The sequence below is a fragment of the Enterobacter cloacae complex sp. CARB60 genome (genome assembly GCF_036487345.1).
GTDB lineage: Bacteria > Pseudomonadota > Gammaproteobacteria > Enterobacterales > Enterobacteriaceae > Enterobacter > Enterobacter asburiae_D.
The window spans coordinates 3648898-3666112 of sequence record NZ_JAZKLC010000002.1 but is presented as its reverse complement, the minus strand read 5'-3'; the positions used below and the strand labels follow the sequence as shown (position 1 = coordinate 3666112).

The window sequence follows — 17215 nt, the reverse complement described above, 5'->3', positions numbered from 1 at the left end:
AAAGGCTCATCGAGATATATAGTTTATTTATCACGCTGGATTATATAGTCCGCTAGCGCTTCCAGTGCCGAGGTATCCAGCGATTGCGCGGCCAGTTGATTTAGCGACTGGCGGGCATCGTCAATAAGATCCCGGGCTTTACGTTGGGCTTGCTCAAGGCCCAGCAGGGCGGGGTAGGTACTTTTGCCAAGCTGCTGGTCCGCACCCTGACGTTTACCCAATGTTGCAGTATCGCCCACCACATCCAGAATGTCATCCTGAACCTGGAACGCCAGACCGATACTTTCTGCGTATCTGTCCAGAATCGGCAGGGCTTTGCGCCCTTGTTCACCGGCGCTCAGCGCGCCCAGGCGAACGGCGGAACGAATCAACGCCCCTGTCTTGTGGCGATGAATACGCTCGAGCTGTTCCAGATTAACCTGACGTCCTTCCGCTTCAAGATCCAGCGCCTGTCCGCCGCACATTCCGGCCACGCCGCTGGCCATTGCCAGCTCGGAGATCATCGCCAGGCGGTCGCGGTCAGCCACTTCCGCCATCGGCGCGTCGCTCAGAATTGAGAACGCCAGCGTTTGCAGGGCATCACCCGCCAGAATGGCATTCGCCTCGCCAAACTTGATATGGCAGGTCGGTTGACCCCGACGCAAATCGTCGTCGTCCATGGCAGGGAGATCGTCGTGGATCAGCGAGTAGGCGTGGATACACTCCACGGCGGCTGCCGGGGCGTCCAGCGTGTTATCGCTGATACCAAACATATTGCCCGTGGCGTACACCAGGAACGGGCGCAGGCGCTTTCCACCCAAGAGTGCGCCATAGTGCATGGCTTCAACCAGTGGAGTGTTCTGAAAAGGCTGTGGCGCAATAAAACGGCGCAGGGCGTCGTTGGCGCGTACGACACGCGCCTGAAGCTCATTGGCAAAATCCATTTACTCGGCGTCCGGTGTGAAAGGCGTGGTTTTCGCGTCTTCGCTGTCGGAAAGCAGGATCTGCACGCGCTGCTCGGCCTGTTGCAGTTTGACCTGCCCCTGGCGCGCCAGCTGCACGCCGCGCTCGAATTCGTTGAGCGCCTCTTCCAGCGGGAGATCGCCGCTCTCAAGACGGGTAACGATTTGCTCCAGTTCACTCAGCGCAGTTTCGAAACTGGCCGGTGCGTCGTTCTTCTTCGGCATAGTGAATTGACTCTTATATTCTCAGCCCCGACATGGTAACGGACTCAGGGCAATTATCAAATAACGCGCAATGTGCACAGGAGCGGCGCGATGGTGGTATACTTGCGCGCCTGGATGCAGCCACGGGTGTGGGCTGCTGTACTCTTTTCCATTACAAGCCTTAATACGCTTGCCTAAGAAACATTGCCGCCATGAAGTTTATCATTAAATTGTTCCCTGAAATCACCATCAAAAGCCAATCTGTGCGTTTGCGCTTTATTAAAATTCTCACCGGGAACATTCGTAACGTATTAAAGCACTACGACGAGACCCTCGCCGTAGTGCGCCACTGGGACCACGTTGAGGTCCGTGCGAAAGACGAAAACAAACGTCAGGATATTCGCGACGCCCTGACCCGTATTCCGGGCATCCACCATATCCTGGAAGTGGAAGATGTTCCGTTCAGCGATATGCACGACATCTTCGAGAAAGCGCTGGTTCAGTATCGCGACCAGATCGAAGGCAAAACCTTCTGCGTACGCGTGAAGCGTCGCGGCAAGCACGAATTCAGCTCCATTGAAGTGGAACGTTACGTTGGCGGCGGTTTGAACCAGCACGTCGAGTCTGCGCGCGTGCGTCTGACCAACCCGGACGTGACCGTCAATCTGGAGATCGAAAACGATCGCCTGCTGCTGGTGAAAGGCCGCTATGAAGGTATCGGCGGCTTCCCGATCGGGACTCAGGAAGATGTTCTGTCCCTGATCTCCGGCGGCTTCGACTCCGGCGTCTCCAGCTATATGCTGATGCGTCGCGGCTGCCGCGTGCATTACTGCTTCTTCAATCTGGGCGGCGCGGCGCACGAAATCGGCGTTCGTCAGGTCGCGCATTACCTGTGGAACCGCTTCGGCAGCTCCCACCGCGTGCGTTTTGTGGCGATCAACTTCGAACCTGTGGTCGGCGAAATCCTTGAAAAAGTGGACGACGGCCAGATGGGCGTGGTGCTGAAGCGCATGATGGTGCGCGCGGCGTCCAAAGTGGCTGAACGCTACGGCGTGCAGGCTCTGGTCACCGGCGAAGCGCTGGGCCAGGTCTCCAGCCAGACGCTGACCAACCTGCGTCTGATCGACAACGTGTCTGATACCCTGATCCTGCGTCCGCTGATCTCCCACGACAAAGAGCACATCATCGACCTGGCGCGCGAAATCGGTACCGAAGATTTTGCCCGCACCATGCCGGAATACTGCGGCGTGATCTCAAAAAGCCCAACGGTGAAAGCGGTGAAGGCGAAGATCGAAGCGGAAGAAGAGAACTTCGATTTTGCCATCCTGGACAAAGTGGTGGAGGAAGCCTCCAACATTGATATCCGCGAGATTGCCCAGCAGACCGAGCAGGAAGTCGTTGAAGTTGAAACCGTCAGCGGTTTTGGCGCCAGCGATGTGATTGTGGATATTCGTTCGATTGATGAACAGGACGCCAGCCCGCTTAACGTCGAAGGCGTTGAGGTGGTTTCTCTGCCGTTCTACAAGCTGAGCACGAAATTTGGCGATCTCGACAAGAGCAAAACGTATCTGCTGTGGTGCGAGCGAGGAGTGATGAGCCGCCTGCAGGCGCTGTATCTGCGCGAGCAGGGCTTTGCGAATGTGAAGGTGTATCGCCCGTAGCGTTTTGTCGGGGAGTGCGGCCTGATGCCCTCACCCCGACCCTCTCCCACGGGGAGAGGGCGCAAACATTAAAAACGGCAACCTTTGGTTGCCGTTTTGCTTTTACCTCGCGCCACCCGGCTTTTCTATGCACTACTCTTCATAGTAATTATAAATCCCCGCCGGCATCACCAGCGATGACGCCACTTCGTACGCCTTCTCGCGCCCTACCAGCAGGTCAATAATCTTTAAGCCAAAATCAATCGCGGTGCCTGGCCCCTGGCTGGTCAGGAGGTTGACGCGCGGGTCCCAGACGACGCGTTTATCCACCCAATGCTCTTCAGGAATGGTCTCTTTCAGCCCCGGGAAGCCGGTCATGTTGCCGATGGGGAAGATATCGTGCGGAATCAGAACCGTTCCGGCGGCGGCACAGATTGCCGCGACGATGCGGCCGGATAAATGAAACTGACGCACGGTCTCGACCAGTAGCGGGCTGTCGCGAAAACATTCCGCGCCTTTTAAGCCGCCGGGCAGCACGATGATGTCGTAATCGCCGTCTGCCACCTGAACAAGGGGGGCATCCGCGAGGATTTTCACCCCGCGTGAACAGGTGATTTCCAGATTGCCGTCGCTGGCGACGCTGGCGGTGGTGACCTTAATGCCGCCGCGCACCATCAAATCAATGGTGGTGACCGCTTCCATCTCTTCGCTACCAGGGGCGAGACAGATCAGTGCTGACGCGCTCATATTCACTCTCCTTACGTTTAACCAGGTCATACAGACGGGCGTTTTCCGGCACGGCGATGCCGTGCGCGCGGGCGCGTTTAAGCAGATAGCCGGTGATGTAGTCGATCTCCGTGTGGCGTAATGCCCGCACATCCTGCAGCATCGAGGAGATGTTTTGTGCTGTACTCTCAATGACCTGCTCGACATAGCAGCGCAAATCGTCTGCCGAGGTATGCAGGCCTTCCCGCTCAACGACCGCCGCGACTTCCGCACACAAAATCGCAACGTCCTGCGGATGATTTTTCAGCTCCCCGTTCGGGCAGTCCCACAGCGCCGTCAGCGGATTGATCACGCAGTTTACCGCAAGCTTACGCCACAGCTGAGGGCGAATATTGTTGTGCCAGGCCACGTCCGGCAGCACCTTTTGCAGCACATCGGCCAGATAGCTGTAGTCGCCATCCTGCGTTCTGGCGGGGCCGATATGCGTTACGCCGCTGGCGACATGCACGATGATGTTGCCGTCGCGACGTGCAGCGTGCGTGGTTGTCGCCATCAGCAGGGGCTGCGGGACGCTTTTCAGCTCATCAAGGGTCCCCATGCCGTTATGCAGCAGCAGTATGGGCGAAGTGGGGGGGAGCTGCGCGGCCAGCGTTTTTACCGCATCTGAGACCTGCCACGCTTTGAGCGTCACCAGTAAAAGGTCGCTTTGCGCCAGGAAATCAGGATCGTTCGCGGTGAGGGATTCGTTAAAGATGCTTCCGTCTTCACCAATCAGGTTTACACTGCAATAGGGCTGGGGCACGCGCAGCCAGCCCTGAACCTCATGTCCGTGCTTGCACAGCGCGGTCAGCCACAGCTGACCAAGCGCTCCGCATCCGAGCACCGTAATTTTCATTGTTCCTCCTCACCTGCAACTGCGCCAGGTGTTACAGCTTAATTATACAGCTAAGCTTCTGTTGAGTTATGCCTCGTAGCGGGTATTATGCAACGCAACAAAAGTGAAGGGAGAAGAAAAGATGCCATCTTTCGATATTGTTTCCGAAGTTGATATCCAGGAAGTTCGCAACGGCGTTGAGAACGCAACCCGCGAAGTTGAGTCACGTTTCGATTTTCGTGGCGTTGAGGCGTCGTTTGAGCTGAACGACGCAAATAAGACCATTAAGGTGCTGAGCGAGTCTGATTTCCAGGTGAATCAGCTGCTCGACATTCTGCGCGCCAAGCTGTTAAAGCGCGGCATTGAAGGGACGTCTCTGGACGTGCCGGAAGAGTTTGTGCACAGCGGTAAGAACTGGTTTGTTGAAGCCAAGCTGAAGCAGGGCATCGAGAGCGCGGTGCAGAAGAAGATCGTTAAGCTCATTAAAGACAGCAAGCTGAAGGTGCAGGCGCAGATCCAGGGCGAAGAGATTCGCGTGACGGGTAAATCCCGTGACGACCTGCAGGGCGTGATGGCGCTGATCCGCGGCGGCGATCTGGGACAACCGTTCCAGTTTAAAAACTTCCGCGATTAATATAAAAAGCCCGGTTTAACCGGGCTTTTTTTTACGCTTTGAGCGCCTGCTCGACTTCGAAGCGGTTGGTCATTTTACTGTCTATTTTGACGTAAGCGCTGCGCTCTTCCGGGACAATGAGCACGTCCGTCACGCCCTCTTTGGCTTCCAGACGCTGTTTCAGCGCATCGCTAATCTCCACATCATCCGGGATTTCTACGCGCAGGCTGCTCACGTAGCGCGGCTCTTTCATGGTGCTGGCGACCAGCAGCCAGACTGTCGCCAATAGCGCACCGGCGAGAAACACGGTTTGTGAATCAAACAGGCCGTCCACCCAGCCGCCGAGCGAGCCGCCGATCGCCACGCCGAGAAACTGGCTGGTGGAGTAGATGCCCATCGCCGTACCTTTATACCCGGCGGGGGACTCTTTGCTGATCAGCGACGGGAGCAGCGCTTCCATCAGGTTAAAGGCCAGGAAGAACAGCTGTACGCCGGCAATCAGTTCCCAGAAGTGCGGGCCGGCACCCCAGAGCACAATTTCGGCGACCAGCAGTACCGCCACGCAGCCCACGAAGACGCGCTTCATTTTGCGCTTCACTTCGGCGTAGATGATGAACGGCACGACGGAGACAAACGAAATCAGCATCGTGACCAGATAGATTTTCCAGTGCTCGGCCGCCGGGAAACCCGCTGCGGCAAGCTGGCCGGGCAGGGCGACAAAGGTCGACATTAGCAGGATGTGCAGACACATAATGCCAAAATTGAGCTTCAGCAGGCGCGGCTCGACAATCACTTTGCTGAAGCAGCCTTTTACCATCCCCGATTCACGGTTCAGAACGTGGTTCTTGCTGTCCGGCACGACCCACAGGGTTAAGGCAATACCGAGGGTCGCCAGCACGGCAATCATCCAGAACAGGGCGTGCAGACCCAGCCTGTGCGTAATGATGGGGCCCAGCACCATCGCAATCGCAAACGTCACGCCAAAGCTCACGCCGATAAACGCCATCGCTTTGGTGCGGTTCTGCTCGCGGGTTAAGTCTGACAGCAGCGCCATCACCGCGGCGGCAATCGCGCCGGAACCCTGCAGGGCGCGGCCGAGAATAATCCCCCAGATGGAGTGGGAGAGGGCGGCAATAACGCTTCCGAGCACAAAGACCAGCAGCCCGCCGACGATCAGCGGCTTTCGACCCACCCGGTCAGAGAGCAGGCCAAACGGGATCTGGAATACCGCCTGCGCCAGACCGTAGATGCCGATCGCGAGCCCAATCAGCGCCTCGCTGGCTCCCTGCAGCGCCATACCGTACGTGGTCAGAACAGGCAGGACCATAAACATGCCAAGCATCCGTAGCGAGAAGACAGTCCCTAAGCCCCAGGTCGCGCGTAGCTCGCCTGGCGTCATTTTATAATCGTTCATTACCACCTCAGTTCAAAAGCAGGCACTAGTTTAGGCGGGGTGTTAATTGCGGTAAATAGGTGTTTGTTTAAGAGATATTACCATCGTGCAAAACCGCGTCGGGTGGCGGCGATGCCTTACCCGACCTACCGATCCCGTAGGCCCGTGCAAGCGTAGCGCCGCCGGGCAAAAAAAAAGCCAGGTGATTAACCTGGCTTTTTCAATTCAGCACGCTTACCAGACGTAAGTCAGCAGGTTGTGTGAATCTGGCACCATGAAGTCCACGGACATCATCACGGACAGCGAGGTGATGGCAACAATCGAGAACACAAACAGTTTGCGCGCCCAGACTTTGTCATCTTCCACTTTGTAACCGCGCAGCGCCATACCGAGCCACCAGACGCTCACCGCGGCCGCTACCGCCAGATATTTATACCCGGCGTAACCACCCAGAGAGAGCATCAGCGTTGCTACAGCAAAGGCGATGATGTACAGCGTGATGTGGTTCTTGGCAACCGAAATGCCCTTCACGACCGGCAGAACCGGGATGTTCGCTGCCTGATAATCCTTAAAGCGGAAAATCGCGATGGCATAGGAGTGCGGCATCTGCCACAGGCTAAAGATAGCCAGCAGGATCAGCGCACCGCTGTCGAACTCGTTCGTGACCGCGCAGTAGCCAATCACCGGCGGCGCAGCGCCGGAGAGAGAACCAATCAGCGTGCCGTAGACGGAGTGGCGTTTCATATACAGGCTGTAGACGCCCACATACACCACGAACCCCATCACCCCCAGCCAGCAGGCCAGCGGGTTAGCACCAAACCACAGCAGCATAAAGCCAGCAATACCCAGCAAGGTGGCGTACACCAGCGAGACGGAAGGGGCGATCAGGCCTTTCACCAGCACCCGATTTTTGGTCCTTTCCATCTTCTTGTCGATATCCATGTCGATGTAGTTGTTAAATACACAACCGGACGCAACAACCAGTGACACACCGACCAGCGTGTAGATAAAGAGGGTGTAATCAATGCTGCCCTTCGAGGCCAGCAGGAACCCTCCGATCACGGAGATCAGGTTGCCAAAGATGATGCCTGGTTTCGTTACTTGCAGGTATTGCTTAAACATACTCGCCGCTCTTAGTGAACCATCATGTTGTAGTTGAGGTTCCACATAATCCAGATGGAACCGACTACCAGGATAGCGATGATAATCACGGTAAAGATAAAGGCGGTCATATTCCAGCCTTCATCGGACTTGGTGTTCATGTGCAGGAAGCAAACCAGATGCACCAGAATCTGAATCACCGCGGTCACCAGGATTGCACCCAGAATAACCGGCTTAGACGCAGAACCGCTCATCACCATCCAGAACGGGATCACCGTCAGGATGATCGACAGGATGAAACCTGTCATGTAGGTTTTTACGCTACCGTGGGAAGCGCCATGATCGTTTGAATGACTCATTACATCGCCCCCATCAGATATACAACAGAGAACACACAGATCCATACCACGTCCAGGAAGTGCCAGAACAGGCTCAGGCACATGATACGGGTACGGTTAGTGCTGGTCAGGCCGCGACGGGATACCTGGAACATCAGTACCGCCATCCAGATCAGACCAGAGGTAACGTGCAGACCGTGAGTGCCGACCAGCGCGAAGAACGCTGACAGGAAGCCACTGCGATCCGGACCGAAACCTTCCAGAATCAGGTGATGGAATTCATAGATTTCCATCCCGATAAATCCAGCACCAAACAGCCAGGTCAACGCCAGCCAGGAAACAACCTGGCTCTTGTTGTTTTTGTACATGGCGATAGCCGCCATGCCGTAGGTGATGGAGCTGAATAACAGCAGTGCGGTTTCAACCAGAACGAACGGCAGTTCAAAGATGTCCTTGCCAGCCGGGCCGCCCGCCGTGCCGTTCACCAGAACGGCATAGGTCGCGAACAGACAGCAGAACAGAATGCAGTCGCTCATCAGGTAGATCCAGAAACCGAAGACTTTGGTCGGTCCTGTATCGTGGTGCGCATGTTCATGCGCGTGGGCAGTTGAGTGCGCCAGAGTATCAGTTGCCATTTTTCAGCCCCGCTTTAGAAATCTCGTCGAAATGCTGGTTTTCCAGCTTCTCAACTTCACGGACTGGTACGTAGTAGTCCACGTCCTCGTCAAAGCTCTTCACAATCCAGCTGATTACGATGCCGGCGAAGCCAACAATCGCCATCCACCAGATGTGCCAGATCATTGCGAAACCAAATACCGTTGCGAAGGCGGCAATCACAATGCCCGCACCGCTGTTTTTCGGCATGTGGATCTCTTCGTAATGAGCAGGTTGCTTGTACGCTTCACCTTTCTCTTTCATTTCCCAGAATGCGTCGCGTTCATGAACCTGCGGCACGATGGCAAAGTTATAGAAAGGAGGTGGAGAAGAGGTTGCCCACTCCAGCGTACGGCCACCCCATGGGTCACCGGTCAGGTCACGGTTCTGGTCGCGGTCGCGAATAGACACGTAGAACTGAATCAGCTGAGACGCGATACCACAGGCAATCAGCACGGCGCCGCCCGCTGCAACCATCAGCATTGGGTGGAACTGCGGATCGATCTGCTGGCTCAGACGACGGGTCATACCCATGAAGCCCAGCACGTACAGCGGCATAAATGCGACGAAGAAGCCGATGATCCAGAACCAGAACGCGCGTTTACCCCATTTCTCGTTCAGCGTGAAGCCGAACGCTTTTGGCCACCAGTAGGTTACGCCAGCGAAGCAGCCGAAGACCACGCCACCGATGATAACGTTATGGAAGTGCGCAATCAGGAACAGGCTGTTGTGCAGAACGAAGTCAGCACCTGGTACCGCCAGCAGTACGCCGGTCATCCCACCTACGGAGAAGGTCACGATGAAGCCGATGGTCCACAGCATCGCTGAGTGGAACACGATACGGCCCTGATACATGGTGAACAGCCAGTTGAAGATCTTCACCCCGGTAGGGATGGCGATAATCATGGTGGTGATACCGAAGAAGGCGTTTACGTTCGCGCCCGCACCCATGGTGAAGAAGTGGTGCAGCCAAACGATGAACGACAGAACGGTAATACACACGGTTGCCCACACCAGAGAGGTGTAACCAAACAGACGTTTACGCGAGAAGGTTGCCGCGATTTCGGAGAACACACCGAATACAGGCAGAACCAGAATGTACACTTCCGGGTGACCCCAGGCCCAAATCAGGTTGATGTACATCATCATGTTGCCACCCATATCATTCGTGAAGAAATGGGTGCCCAGGTAGCGGTCCAGGGTCAGCAGCGCGACGGTGACGGTCAGAATTGGGAAGGAGGCAATAATCAGGATGTTGGCGCACAGAGATGCCCAGGTAAATACCGGCATCTTGAACATGGTCATGCCAGGGGCACGCATCTTGATAATGGTCACGAAGAAGTTGATACCGGTCAGGGTAGTACCGACACCGGAGAGCTGAAGCGCCCAAATCCAGTAGTCGACGCCAACGCCCGGACTGTACTCAATTCCTGACAGCGGCGGGTAAGCCAGCCAGCCGGTCTGCGCGAATTCGCCCACACCCAGTGACAGGTTAACCAGGATAACGCCGACAACCGTGAACCAGAAGCTCAGGTTGTTCAGGAACGGGAACGCCACGTCGCGCGCGCCGATTTGCAGCGGAACGACAACGTTCATCAGACCGATAACCAGCGGCATCGCCACGAAGAAGATCATGATAACGCCGTGGGCGGTAAAGATCTGATCGTAGTGGTGCGGCGGCAGGAAGCCGGCCTCACCCGCAGAAGCGAGAGCCTGCTGGCTACGCATCATGATTGCATCCGCAAAGCCACGAATTAACATGACGATACCGACGATGCAGTACATGATACCGAGTTTTTTGTGGTCAACCGAAGTCAGCCACTCGTTCCACAGGTAGCTCCACTTACCGAAGTAAGTGATCAGGGCCAGTAAGGCCGCGCCACCAATGATAATTGCAGCCACCGTAATCACGATAATCGGTTCGTGATACGGCACTGCATCCAGTGTCAATTTTCCGAACATTTTCTTCCTCGGCCCCTTAGTGAGCGGTTTCCGCGTGGCTCATGTCCATGCCTTCCATACCTTCATGCGCGCTGTGCTCGCCTTCAGGCTGGGTCATGTCCATGCTCTTACCGTGATCCATAAATTTGCCAACAACCTCTTTGAACAAATCGGGTTTCACGTTAGAGAAGTACTCCACCTTGTTGTATTCGCTAGGTGCAGCCACTTTATCGAACGCCGCCATGTCAGACATGGTGTTTGGAGACTGCTTCGCTTTTTCAACCCACTGGTCGAAAGCGGCACGGTCCGGCGTCGCAATAGCTTTGAACTTCATACCTGAGAAGCCCGGGCCGCTATAGCTGGCGGAGATACCATCATAGGTGCCTGCTTCATTCGCGATCAGGTGCAGGTTGGTCTGCATACCGGCCATCGCGTAAATCTGGCTACCCAGACGTGGGATGAAGAAGGAGTTCATTACGGAGTTGGAGGTCACTTTGAACTGAACCGGAGTGTTCGCCGGGAAGGCGATTTCATTCACGGTAGCAATACCCTGCTCTGGATAGATGAAGAACCATTTCCAGTCCATGGAGACCACTTCAATGGTAATAGGTTTCTCATCGTGAACCAGCGGTTTGCTTGGCTCAAGTGCGTGAGTGGTTTTCCAGGTCAGTACGGCAAGGAACAGGATGATCAGAATAGGTACCGTCCAGACCACAGCTTCCACTTTATTGGAGTGTGACCAGTTAGGGCTATACTTCGCATCTTTATTGCTCGCACGATACTTCCAGGCGAAACCAACAGCCATCAAAATGGCAGGAATAACCACAATCAACATCAGGCCAAAAGCCGTCAATATCAGTGAACGTTGTTCCAGTCCAATCTGTCCTTTGGGGTCTAGTAGTGCAGAATCGCAGCCACTGAGTAATACAGTGCCCGCGAATAATGACAACCATCCCAAACTTTTATTGTATTTCCCGAGTCTCATTTAACGACCTCAATTCCACGGAGTCTGGTGGCGTTTAAAGTGTGCGGGCATTTTACGGGAAGGTTACATTACTGTAAACATCATTAGGCCTGTGTCAGGAAGGTGTTACCGGGTTCTGCCGCACGTGTCACAAGTGTTGCAAATTATGTCGGTTTTTATGAGCGAAGCCGCATGGCGTGGGCTTTATAACGAAAGGACCCCCAAGCATACCCTAAAAGGGACAATTGGTATAACCATTGTTGAAAATAAACAAAAAATTAACAATTAATTATCAATAAAAAGACATCTGAAAAACGAAAAATCAAACTCTCGCCTGCTGAATCGTTTAATGAAAAATAGCGTTTTGGAATGGGAGCCAATAATTTCCAAATCCTATCCCGCACAAAACAACAAATATTTTTTTTAGCGCTTGGTGGCTATTTCGCCGTTATAATTTCGGTTAGTGATTACAACGGGAAATAACCTTTCGCATTTTTCTTCAGGTCATCTGCGTTTTACGCAATGCCATGAAATCGAGCAGACCCCCGGTCAGGATCCCGGCGATAGCCAGCAGGGCACCAGCGTCCAGCAGAAGGGCTTCGAAGGGGAGTGCCAGTGACGTGCTGGCATTAATAATGAGCACCACCAGCCAGAGTGCGAGCGCAGCGCAGCCCACCATTAACAGACGTAACGCAAAACGGTAGGCGCGGTGATATTCGGTGCGCGGCATAAAGTGTTCTGTCCGCTGGGTATATTCCAGCGTCTGACGGCAGACCAGCAGCAATAAAATTCCCGGCACGGCAGCCACGACCGAGAAGAGATAAAATGTTGGCCAGCCGTGGGCTTCCACAAACCAGCCGGCAATCGGGCCAACGTACACCCGGCCAACGGCGGAGAGCGCCGAGAGCAAAGCGAACTGGGTGGCGGAAAACGACTTGTTGCACAGGGTCATCAGCAGGGCGACAAACGCCGCTGTGCCCATGCCGCCGCAGAGGTTTTCGAAGAACACCGCCGCGGCCATGCTGATCGTATGTTTGTCGGTAATCGACAGCAGCCAGTAGCCTGCGTTAGAGGCGCCCTGAAGGATGCCAAAAATCAGCAGCGCGCGAAACAGCGTCAGGCGCTGCATTAGTACGCCGCCATAAAGCGCGCCGACGATGGTCGCAAACAGCCCCAGCGTTTTATTCACCACACCCACTTCACCGGCGTCGAAACCGACACCCCGGATCAGGAAGGTGGTGGTCAGGCTCATGGCAAAGGCATCGCCCAGCTTATAAAGGACGATAAGCAACAGGATCAGCCAGGCGTTGTTGCGGCCAAAGAAGTCACGAAGCGGTTCGGCGACGGCCTGCTCCAGCGAGCGGGGAACCGGGATAATGTCACTCGGTTCGGGCGCGAACAGCGTCGCGATAATGCAGGGGATCAGCAGGGCGGCCATTAGCCAGTACATGCCCTGCCAGCCGAGGTAACGGTCGGCGAGCCACAGCGCCAGCCCGCCGGAAACCAGCATCCCGAGGCGATAGCCCAGCACGCTGATTGCCGCTCCGGCACCGCGCTCTTCCGCGGGTAACACGTCCGTCTTCCAGGCGTCGAACACGATATCCTGAGAGGCGGAGCAGAAGGCAATCACCACCGCAAGCGCGGCCATCCAGCGAAGCTGCGTGGTGGGTTCAAGAAAACCCATCGCCGCAATGGCCAGCAGCAGCAGGATCTGCGTCATCACTAACCAGCCGCGCCGACGCCCGAGGAAAGGCGGCGTATAGCGATCCATGACCGGAGACCACAGGAACTTAAAGACATAGGCCTGTCCCACAAGCGAGAAGAAACCAATCGTTTTAAGATCGATGTTCTCAACCGTCATCCACGCCTGAAGCGTGCCGGAAGTGAGTGCGAGGGGTAAACCCGAGGCGAAGCCGAGGATCAGCAGAATCGCTGATTTCGGTTGCTGGAAAATGCGTAAGTAATGGCTGGACATGTTTTTATAAAGTTGACCCGGTGATACACCGGGTCAACGAGCGGGATTAACGCGCGTTCTGCTTGATGAAGTCGTGAATGCTGGTGTCCTGCGCCATATCGGCGATGGTGTCGGTCAGCACGCTATTAACGGCGTTAGCAATGTTCTGGTTGGAGGCTTGGAACGCACCTTCAACAGAATAGCTGGCGCGGTAGTTTTTGTTCATCTTGTTGCCATTCTTCGCGGTGGCAATGATGGCGATATCCGCTTTGGTCGCGATGTTGTAGCGCACGTTGCCCTGAGACACGTCGGCGTACAGGTTGTTCACGATGATCTGCAGATCAACCGCGCCGCTTGGGCCAATCATGTAGCCGCGAGCGGTCATCTGTTTCTCCAGCACTTCCTGGAGCAGGAAGCGCAGGTCGCGGGACGCGGTGAGGGTAACCTGCTGGTTATCGCGGGTCACTTTTGCCAGCGCCTGGTCCTGACGCTGATCGGCACCGTTAATGCTCACGGTGACGCCCATCAGGCTTGGGTCCTGCTGAGGCAGGGTGATTTTTGGTGAGACATCAATAGTGGTTGGCGGGGTAGCGCAGCCTGCCAGCATAAAAAGGGCTACCAACGGAAAGAAGAGTTTTTTTAACATTTTCGGGTTCTCAACGAATCGTAAGCATATAAAGAGAAAAATTGTCGCCATCATAACATCGCCAACGGCGAGGGGAAGTGGTCAACGCATGTAAATTCATCGCCTTGTCCGAAAACTGACCAGTTCTCCGTTTTTCCCAATCCGTGTATGACAAAACGTATGAGTCTCACAGTGAACTTCATTCGTTTGAATGAGAAAATCAGACGAAAGCTAAATATTTGTTGTCAAGGTGTAATGGAAACGGTAAAAGCGGCTAACATTTAAAGGGATGGGTGACATCCTGGCGTTGTCGGAGGAGTAATTTCATGATGATACGTGAGCATATAGAAGATAAATTAAGGGCAGCGTTCAACCCTGTGTTCCTCGAAGTCGTCGACGAAAGCTATCGTCATAACGTGCCGGCAGGTTCTGAAAGCCACTTTAAAGTGGTTCTGGTTAGCGATCGCTTCACGGGAGAACGTTTCCTGAATCGACACCGCTTGATCTACAGCACCTTGACGGAAGAACTCTCCACGACCGTGCATGCGCTGGCACTGCATACCTACACCATTAAGGAATGGGAAGGCCTGCAGGATACGGTTTTCGCATCGCCGCCCTGTCGCGGTGCAGGCACTATCGCCTGATAAATCGGATTTGCAACGGCTGGAGCTTTTCCAGTATGTTGCTTACAGATTTCCTCAAAACGGCCTCCGGGCCGTTTTGTTTTGTCTGAGTTTTGAGCGGATGGTGCGATTTTAAGGCTAAAAATAGCTTTAAAGTGTGAAAAAAGCCGCAGCAACATGCCCCAACCGTTCTCGACTCACCTAAGTGATGCCGCTATAATGCCGCGTCTTATTGAATGTCTTCGGGATGATTCTGGCGACAGGGAATGTGAATCTGCACTAAGAGAGCATCCCGGTATAACAGACAGATTCAGAGTTGACCGAGCACTGTGATTTTTTTGAGGTAACAAGATGCAAGTTTCAGTTGAAACCACTCAAGGCCTTGGCCGCCGTGTAACGATTACTATCGCTGCTGACAGCATCGAAACTGCTGTGAAAAGCGAGCTGGTCAACGTAGCAAAAAAAGTACGTATTGACGGCTTCCGCAAGGGCAAAGTACCAATGAATGTTGTTGCTCAGCGTTATGGCGCTTCCGTGCGTCAGGATGTGCTGGGTGAACTGATGAGCCGTAACTTTATTGATGCGATCATCAAAGAAAAAATCAATCCAGCCGGCGCGCCGAACTACGTTCCAGGCGAATACAAACTGGGCGAAGACTTCACCTACTCCGTAGAGTTCGAAGTGTACCCGGAAGTTGAGCTGAAAGGTCTGGAATCTATCGAAGTTGAAAAACCAGTTGTTTCCGTGACTGACGAAGACGTTGACGGCATGCTGGATACCCTGCGTAAGCAGCAGGCGAACTGGAAAGAGAAAGAAGGCGCTGTTGACGCTGAAGACCGTGTCACCATCGACTTCACCGGTTCTGTAGACGGCGAAGAGTTCGAAGGCGGCAAAGCGTCTGACTTCGTACTGGCAATGGGCCAGGGTCGTATGATCCCAGGCTTCGAAGACGGTATCAAAGGCCACAAGGCTGGCGAAGAGTTCACCATCGACGTGACCTTCCCGGAAGAGTACCACGCTGAAAACCTGAAAGGGAAAGCAGCGAAGTTCGCTATCAACCTGAAGAAAGTTGAAGAGCGCGAACTGCCAGAACTGACTGAAGAATTCATCAAGCGTTTCGGCGTGGAAGATGGTTCCGTAGCGGGTCTGCGTACCGAAGTGCGTAAGAATATGGAACGCGAACTGAACGGCGCGGTGCGTAACCGTGTGAAATCTCAGGCGATCGAAGGTCTGGTGAAAGCCAACGAAATCGACGTGCCTGCTGCCCTGATCGACAGCGAAATCGACGTTCTGCGCCGTCAGGCTGCACAGCGTTTCGGTGGCAACCAGCAGCAAGCGATGGAACTGCCACGCGAGCTGTTCGAAGAGCAAGCGAAACGCCGCGTTGTTGTTGGCCTGCTGCTGGGTGAAGTGATTCGTACCCACGAGCTGAAAGCTGACGAAGAGCGTGTGAAAGGCCTGATCGAAGAGATGGCTTCTGCATACGAAGATCCATCAGAAGTTGTTGAGTTCTACGGTAAGAACAAAGAGCTGATGGACAACATGCGCAACGTTGCCCTGGAAGAGCAGGCTGTTGAAGCGGTACTGGCGAAAGCGAAAGTGACCGAAAAAGCGACCTCTTTCAACGAACTGATGAACCAGCAGGCGTAATTTCGCCCCAAAGGTTTAAAGTTTGAACAGAAAACCCGTTGCCTTGCGGCAGCGGGTTTTTTTTATCGCAGCGATAGCCCAGGAAGAGTGCTAAAACGCCCTTTCGGTGTTAGCGTAACAACAAAAGGTTGTTATGCTTGAAATAGGGCACTGTGAACCCCATAAGTACGTAATCATGATGAATGAGACTGGCTGATAATCCGTCCGTAAGGTTACAATCAGTACAGCAGGTGTTTTCAATTTTGATCCAGGAGACGGAAATGTCATACAGTGGCGAACGAGATAACTTTGCACCCCATATGGCTCTGGTGCCAATGGTTATTGAACAGACCTCACGTGGTGAGCGTTCTTTTGATATCTATTCCCGTCTGCTCAAGGAACGCGTTATCTTTCTGACCGGCCAGGTGGAAGACCACATGGCTAACCTGATCGTGGCGCAGATGCTGTTTCTGGAAGCGGAAAACCCGGAAAAAGACATTTACCTGTACATTAACTCCCCGGGTGGCGTGATTACAGCAGGAATGTCCATTTATGACACCATGCAATTCATCAAGCCTGATGTAAGCACTATCTGTATGGGTCAGGCTGCATCAATGGGCGCGTTCCTGTTAACAGCAGGCGCGAAAGGTAAGCGTTTCTGCTTGCCAAATTCCCGCGTGATGATTCACCAGCCGCTGGGCGGTTACCAGGGGCAGGCGACGGATATCGAAATCCACGCCCGCGAAATTCTGAAAGTAAAAGCGCGCATGAATGAACTTATGGCGCAGCATACGGGTCAACCACTCGAGCAGATCGAGCGCGATACCGAGCGCGATCGCTTCCTCTCTGCTCCAGAGGCAGTTGAGTACGGCTTAGTCGACTCCGTGTTGACCCATCGTAATTGATGCCCGCGACGCGAGGGTGCCGCTATACTAAGGTAGGGCGGCACGCTGCTGATTGCAGCTTGCGTCTTAGAATGGCATTTGCGTCGTCAT

Annotated in this window: 17 protein-coding genes; 5 read left to right on the top strand and 12 right to left on the bottom strand. The window is 54.4% G+C overall.

What is annotated here, in order from left to right:
• Positions 1-23: 23 nt before the first annotated feature.
• Both ispA and xseB read right to left on the bottom strand, forming a co-directional pair.
• Positions 24-923, bottom strand: coding sequence for a (2E,6E)-farnesyl diphosphate synthase (ispA, locus tag V4835_RS18680; RefSeq protein ID WP_045909784.1), 900 nt, complete (start codon positions 921-923; stop codon positions 24-26).
• Positions 924-1166 carry an exodeoxyribonuclease VII small subunit gene (gene xseB, locus V4835_RS18675; RefSeq protein WP_008503331.1) on the bottom strand — a complete coding sequence of 81 codons (243 nt, stop codon included), beginning with the start codon at positions 1164-1166 and terminating at the stop codon, positions 924-926. It lies immediately after the preceding gene.
• A 191-nt stretch (positions 1167-1357) separates the two neighbouring features.
• On the opposite strand from xseB, the gene thiI reads away from it, so the two are divergent.
• Positions 1358-2806 carry a tRNA uracil 4-sulfurtransferase ThiI gene (gene thiI, locus V4835_RS18670; protein WP_198886362.1) on the top strand — a complete coding sequence of 483 codons (1449 nt, stop codon included), beginning with the start codon at positions 1358-1360 and terminating at the stop codon, positions 2804-2806.
• Positions 2807-2938: 132 nt separating this feature from the next.
• Here the strand turns inward: thiI and yajL are convergent, their stop codons facing one another.
• Together yajL and panE are read right to left on the bottom strand one after the other, a co-directional pair.
• On the bottom strand, positions 2939-3532 hold the full coding sequence (gene yajL / locus V4835_RS18665) for a protein deglycase YajL (protein WP_331413193.1): 594 nt from the start codon (positions 3530-3532) through the stop codon (positions 2939-2941).
• Complete coding sequence (gene panE, locus V4835_RS18660) at positions 3495-4406, bottom strand: 2-dehydropantoate 2-reductase (protein ID WP_063144777.1); 912 nt, start codon at positions 4404-4406, stop codon at positions 3495-3497. Before panE ends, yajL begins: the two co-directional genes overlap by 38 nt.
• A 121-nt stretch (positions 4407-4527) precedes the next feature.
• Between panE and V4835_RS18655 the strand changes: the two genes are divergently transcribed.
• Positions 4528-5019: a YajQ family cyclic di-GMP-binding protein gene (locus tag V4835_RS18655; protein WP_063144776.1), complete on the top strand. Its 492-nt coding sequence runs from the start codon at positions 4528-4530 to the stop codon at positions 5017-5019.
• 31 nt (positions 5020-5050) lie between these two features.
• Here V4835_RS18655 and V4835_RS18650 read toward each other — a convergent pair whose 3' ends face one another.
• From V4835_RS18650 to V4835_RS18615, 8 genes are all read right to left on the bottom strand, one after another.
• Positions 5051-6412: an MFS transporter gene (locus V4835_RS18650; RefSeq protein WP_331413192.1), complete on the bottom strand. Its 1362-nt coding sequence runs from the start codon at positions 6410-6412 to the stop codon at positions 5051-5053.
• A 213-nt stretch (positions 6413-6625) separates the two neighbouring features.
• The gene (gene cyoE / locus V4835_RS18645; protein ID WP_013095848.1) at positions 6626-7513 is read right to left on the bottom strand and encodes a heme o synthase; all 888 of its coding nucleotides are present in this window, start codon (positions 7511-7513) and stop codon (positions 6626-6628) included.
• 11 nt (positions 7514-7524) lie between these two features.
• On the bottom strand, positions 7525-7851 hold the full coding sequence (locus V4835_RS18640) for a cytochrome o ubiquinol oxidase subunit IV (protein ID WP_006176899.1): 327 nt from the start codon (positions 7849-7851) through the stop codon (positions 7525-7527).
• Entirely contained in the window at positions 7851-8465 is a 615-nt protein-coding gene (locus V4835_RS18635; protein ID WP_023334703.1) for a cytochrome o ubiquinol oxidase subunit III, read from the bottom strand. Before V4835_RS18635 ends, V4835_RS18640 begins: the two co-directional genes overlap by 1 nt.
• Positions 8455-10446 carry a cytochrome o ubiquinol oxidase subunit I gene (gene cyoB, locus V4835_RS18630; RefSeq protein ID WP_063144774.1) on the bottom strand — a complete coding sequence of 664 codons (1992 nt, stop codon included), beginning with the start codon at positions 10444-10446 and terminating at the stop codon, positions 8455-8457. Before cyoB ends, V4835_RS18635 begins: the two co-directional genes overlap by 11 nt.
• 16 nt (positions 10447-10462) lie before the next feature.
• Positions 10463-11410: a cytochrome o ubiquinol oxidase subunit II gene (cyoA, locus tag V4835_RS18625; RefSeq protein WP_063144773.1), complete on the bottom strand. Its 948-nt coding sequence runs from the start codon at positions 11408-11410 to the stop codon at positions 10463-10465.
• 478 nt (positions 11411-11888) lie between these two features.
• Positions 11889-13364, bottom strand: a complete 1476-nt coding sequence (ampG, locus tag V4835_RS18620; protein WP_331413190.1) for a muropeptide MFS transporter AmpG — start codon at positions 13362-13364, stop codon at positions 11889-11891.
• Between the two features lie 46 nt (positions 13365-13410).
• A complete protein-coding gene (locus V4835_RS18615) occupies positions 13411-13989 on the bottom strand; it encodes a lipoprotein (protein WP_063144771.1) in 579 nt (192 codons plus the stop codon).
• A gap of 305 nt (positions 13990-14294) precedes the next feature.
• Here V4835_RS18615 and bolA point away from each other — a divergent pair, with 305 nt between their 5' ends.
• From bolA to clpP, 3 genes are all read left to right on the top strand, one after another.
• Entirely contained in the window at positions 14295-14612 is a 318-nt protein-coding gene (gene bolA / locus V4835_RS18610) for a transcriptional regulator BolA (protein WP_021241655.1), read from the top strand.
• A gap of 330 nt (positions 14613-14942) precedes the next feature.
• On the top strand, positions 14943-16241 hold the full coding sequence (gene tig / locus V4835_RS18605) for a trigger factor (RefSeq protein WP_063144770.1): 1299 nt from the start codon (positions 14943-14945) through the stop codon (positions 16239-16241).
• Positions 16242-16501: 260 nt separating this feature from the next.
• Complete coding sequence (gene clpP, locus V4835_RS18600) at positions 16502-17125, top strand: ATP-dependent Clp endopeptidase proteolytic subunit ClpP (protein WP_010428105.1); 624 nt, start codon at positions 16502-16504, stop codon at positions 17123-17125.
• Positions 17126-17215 lie beyond the last annotated feature (90 nt).

Excerpts from the sequence above, each read along its gene's own strand:
- panE (WP_063144777.1), bottom strand. The coding sequence starts at position 4,406 with ATGAAAATTACGGTGCTCGGATGCGGAGCGCTTGGTCAGCTGTGGCTG.
- cyoA (WP_063144773.1), bottom strand. The coding sequence starts at position 11,410 with ATGAGACTCGGGAAATACAATAAAAGTTTGGGATGGTTGTCATTATTC.
- ispA (WP_045909784.1), bottom strand. The coding sequence starts at position 923 with ATGGATTTTGCCAATGAGCTTCAGGCGCGTGTCGTACGCGCCAACGAC.
- tig (WP_063144770.1), top strand. The coding sequence starts at position 14,943 with ATGCAAGTTTCAGTTGAAACCACTCAAGGCCTTGGCCGCCGTGTAACG.
- V4835_RS18655 (WP_063144776.1), top strand. The coding sequence starts at position 4,528 with ATGCCATCTTTCGATATTGTTTCCGAAGTTGATATCCAGGAAGTTCGC.
- bolA (WP_021241655.1), top strand. The coding sequence starts at position 14,295 with ATGATGATACGTGAGCATATAGAAGATAAATTAAGGGCAGCGTTCAAC.
- xseB (WP_008503331.1), bottom strand. The coding sequence starts at position 1,166 with ATGCCGAAGAAGAACGACGCACCGGCCAGTTTCGAAACTGCGCTGAGT.
- thiI (WP_198886362.1), top strand. The coding sequence starts at position 1,358 with ATGAAGTTTATCATTAAATTGTTCCCTGAAATCACCATCAAAAGCCAA.
- yajL (WP_331413193.1), bottom strand. The coding sequence starts at position 3,532 with ATGAGCGCGTCAGCACTGATCTGTCTCGCCCCTGGTAGCGAAGAGATG.
- cyoB (WP_063144774.1), bottom strand. The coding sequence starts at position 10,446 with ATGTTCGGAAAATTGACACTGGATGCAGTGCCGTATCACGAACCGATT.
- V4835_RS18635 (WP_023334703.1), bottom strand. The coding sequence starts at position 8,465 with ATGGCAACTGATACTCTGGCGCACTCAACTGCCCACGCGCATGAACAT.
- V4835_RS18615 (WP_063144771.1), bottom strand. The coding sequence starts at position 13,989 with ATGTTAAAAAAACTCTTCTTTCCGTTGGTAGCCCTTTTTATGCTGGCA.
- V4835_RS18650 (WP_331413192.1), bottom strand. The coding sequence starts at position 6,412 with ATGAACGATTATAAAATGACGCCAGGCGAGCTACGCGCGACCTGGGGC.
- cyoE (WP_013095848.1), bottom strand. The coding sequence starts at position 7,513 with ATGTTTAAGCAATACCTGCAAGTAACGAAACCAGGCATCATCTTTGGC.
- clpP (WP_010428105.1), top strand. The coding sequence starts at position 16,502 with ATGTCATACAGTGGCGAACGAGATAACTTTGCACCCCATATGGCTCTG.
- ampG (WP_331413190.1), bottom strand. The coding sequence starts at position 13,364 with ATGTCCAGCCATTACTTACGCATTTTCCAGCAACCGAAATCAGCGATT.
- V4835_RS18640 (WP_006176899.1), bottom strand. The coding sequence starts at position 7,851 with ATGAGTCATTCAAACGATCATGGCGCTTCCCACGGTAGCGTAAAAACC.